This window comes from Microcoleus sp. N9_A2, assembly GCF_036701775.1.
In the GTDB taxonomy this organism is placed as follows: domain Bacteria; phylum Cyanobacteriota; class Cyanobacteriia; order Cyanobacteriales; family Microcoleaceae; genus Microcoleus.
In genome coordinates this window covers 1-3,069 of the sequence record NZ_JAUBRH010000129.1, presented here as the reverse complement: position 1 = coordinate 3,069, position 3,069 = coordinate 1, and the positions used below count along the sequence as shown (strand labels likewise).

At 39.9% G+C, this 3,069-nt stretch carries 5 protein-coding genes; all 5 read right to left on the bottom strand.

The genetic code is table 11. From position 1 onward, the window contains the following. Nucleotides 1-176: 176 nt before the first annotated feature. Nucleotides 177-716, bottom strand: a complete 540-nt coding sequence (locus QUA44_RS30220) for a Uma2 family endonuclease (RefSeq protein ID WP_333257530.1) — start codon at nucleotides 714-716, stop codon at nucleotides 177-179. 71 nt (nucleotides 717-787) lie between these two features. Continuing rightward, entirely contained in the window at nucleotides 788-1,285 is a 498-nt protein-coding gene (locus QUA44_RS30215; protein ID WP_333257533.1) for a DUF29 domain-containing protein, read from the bottom strand. 403 nt (nucleotides 1,286-1,688) lie between these two features. Then, on the bottom strand, nucleotides 1,689-2,072 hold the full coding sequence (locus QUA44_RS30210; RefSeq protein WP_333257536.1) for a hypothetical protein: 384 nt from the start codon (nucleotides 2,070-2,072) through the stop codon (nucleotides 1,689-1,691). Between the two features lie 26 nt (nucleotides 2,073-2,098). After that, entirely contained in the window at nucleotides 2,099-2,365 is a 267-nt protein-coding gene (locus QUA44_RS30205) for a MafI family immunity protein (RefSeq protein WP_333257538.1), read from the bottom strand. Between the two features lie 36 nt (nucleotides 2,366-2,401). After that, nucleotides 2,402-2,974, bottom strand: a complete 573-nt coding sequence (locus tag QUA44_RS30200; RefSeq protein WP_333257542.1) for a hypothetical protein — start codon at nucleotides 2,972-2,974, stop codon at nucleotides 2,402-2,404. Nucleotides 2,975-3,069: the final 95 nt, after the last annotated feature.

The following is a 3,069-nucleotide window of genomic DNA, read 5'->3' as shown; positions in this document are numbered from 1 at the left end:
ATCTAGCGCCCATATATTGAGTTACCTCAGTAAATGTCTTCTCTTTCTTTACTTATTTTAACATAGTTCGGTTTTTTTGCGCCGACCTACTTAGCAATTTGATTTCAGAACTGGTGCGACGGGTAGAGGCGTGTTTTGTGTGGCGTGCTGCTACATGAAAGGTTGTAAAATTTAGTTTAAGCTAGCAATCGATCGACCTCGATGTTAAAACCGATCAGGATTTGTTGAGTGCTGGCGGTATCGCCGGATCTAAATGTCAATATTTGATTTTGAGTCATCACGAATATTAAACGACTTTCGGGAAAAACTAGCCAGACTTCCTGACAGCTAGATTCTAAATATTCCTGTGCTTTGAGAAAGACATCTTCAGCGATATCGGTGGGTGAAACTATTTCGGCAATTAGGGGAAAACTTTGGGGTAAAGTGGCAAGGTTGCCAAATTGTGCGACTAATTCGGGTGTGAGATAGGCGACATCGGGACGGCGAATTTGTCGGCTAGTGCGGCAAGGTGGTGAAATATAAAATTCTCCTCCTTGTTTGCTGAAAATCATGTAATTTGCCCAAGCACAACCCAGCCTTGATTGAATTTTACCATGCTTGAGCGTGGCTCCATTTTTCTCAACGAGTTGTCCGTCCACCCATTCCATGTTGTCGGGGGGATTAGCCATGAATTCTTCTAAAGTAAAATTTTTCTGTGCAGCAATAGCAGTGACCACAGTTATTTCCTCACTTTTGCATATTCGATGATACTATGACCGATTAGTACAGAGAAGGATATCTGATTCAATTATTCAATATTTTCAGGATTTTCATGCCGATCGCTGTCAGGCGGTAAAAAATCAGGATTAAGAACTTCTTCTTCATTAAAGGGAGATTCTGGGGGAAATATCGCAATATATAAACCTGTTTCATCTGCGGCTAACTCCCTAGCATCTTGATAAGATTCATTAAAAATCTCTTCAAAAAAACGATATAAACTCGGACTGGTTTTGAAGGTATCTCGGATGCGTTTACGATGTTCACGAATGGTGTACACCCAACTATTTGTTCGTTTTTCTGGCTGATATTTATACTTAAGCAAGTGCATTAAAAGTACCCTCAAATTACTTTTTAAAGCATTTTTATCGCTTCTCCCCATACTTTCTAGTTCCTCTAATAAGTTCTCTAAATCTATTTCAGAAAACTTTCCCTCTTTTAATAAGTTGATAGTTGTCTGTAGCCACAGATAAAAATCCTGTTCATAAAGGGATGTTATTGCACTTGTCATTGATTGGATAGTTGTCATTTTGTTTGACTCCCTTTCTCTTCTCTAGACATAAAGTGTAACATATTCGATAATTTATCGCTGAAGTGTAAGGATTCAGGTCACTGAACTCCTTGCTGGGCAAAGACTTTAGCTCTGGAGCTTGATGCTCAATAAATATCTATTATCAATAAATGACGAAAAACTGTCATTTTTCGTCATTTATTGACAATCAACCACGAAGGACAAAAACCATTATTTTGCCCTCAAACCCTTACCAGACAAGCGTTGGAGCCGCAAGTTTTTAGACCTGAATCCTTACGCTGAAGTTAGCTTTACGGGCCCAAATGAGCCAAATTATGCAAGAAGTGCGATCGGTTTGTTTAAAGCTATGGAAAACTACTTTTAAATTTCCTGTTTCATCTAAGCCTATTATGATGTTCGATCAAACCTTCACCAATGGCGCAAACTCCTCTAACTTCACTTGTAGGTCATCCACCAGCATTAAACGATAGCTTTCTGTAGCTTTCAACTTTTGGAAAACATAACTAGCAAAATCATCACGCCACTTTTGCCTCTCAAGTTCATTCGAGATGTTCAACGCTCTGATTGATAGGTTATAAGGGTATTCTTCAAATCTTATATTTCGATCGTTTTCAAAATCATGCTTTCCTACAGTAAGAGTGATTGTTGAGTTCCGAAACTCATACCAGTTGTCAGTACCATCAGAAACAAGCTCGAATTTTAGAGCCAATATCAACTCTAATTCTTTGATTAAATGTTTTATGTCCTGCGGAAAATCTACAAAAATATCTAGTGTGCGAGACATAAAAAACCTCCTTTATTGAAACTCACTCAAGGAGTTACTTGGACTTTTAGCATCTCCCAAGTTTCCCGTTCCATGTTCAAGATATTGCCCACTTCTTGCAAGAGTTCATAACCCTTTAAATCTATGGGAATTTCTTCTTTAATGAGAATATCGCACAAAGTCTCTAACGCCAAATTCCACTCGCCCGCCTGAATGTCTGAAACCAAAAATTCTATTTGAGTATCTGAAAGTTGTGGTTTCACGATGTTAATGGCTTGATGGAGTTTATTTTCTACAAGTTTATAGTCAAACATGACTCTATCTCCTTTGGGACTCGCTCGCGATCGCACTTATGGCAGTTTCTCCCGCACTGAAAGCCAAGTGCTGAGTTCTTCATCTAAAACACATTTATCAGTGTCAGCTAGTGCAGCAATAACTTTCAATCGATTTTTTAGTTGTCTTAACTCGCGAATTTCTGCAATGGGTAGCGTTTTCCAATTAGCCGCCTTTTTTTCCACATCTTCCCGCGACTCTTTGATGTTATCCCAAAACCATTTTAGAATTAAGTTAACATCGAGAACAGGATGCTCATAAATTACTCCGAGTTTTCCTATCCCCGCAGCCCGCAGCATCATTGAGGAAATCGTAAAAGACTCGCCACTACCTGGTTTTTTGCGATCGGCTTCATCGGCCTTGCGATCGTATATTGCGATCGCTACTTCTGCCCATGTGCGATCGAACAAACCGGAACTATTTTCACCTTTTCGAGCCTTTGCAGAGGCCGCATCGGCTAATAACAGCCAGTTAAAGTCTTGTGGTTGGGCGGTTTGAGCTGAAAATACGTTGTTTGCCCAAATCAGTACAGATTCGGCATCTTGTTCGAGAATGCGATCGATCGATATTGTCGTAGGAGATTGAGTCATAATTTATCTACTCCACATGGTAGGGTCGAGAGAAGATGTTACCATCTTCTCCCTCCCATTCGGAACCGTGCTTGCGACTTTCATCGCACACGGCT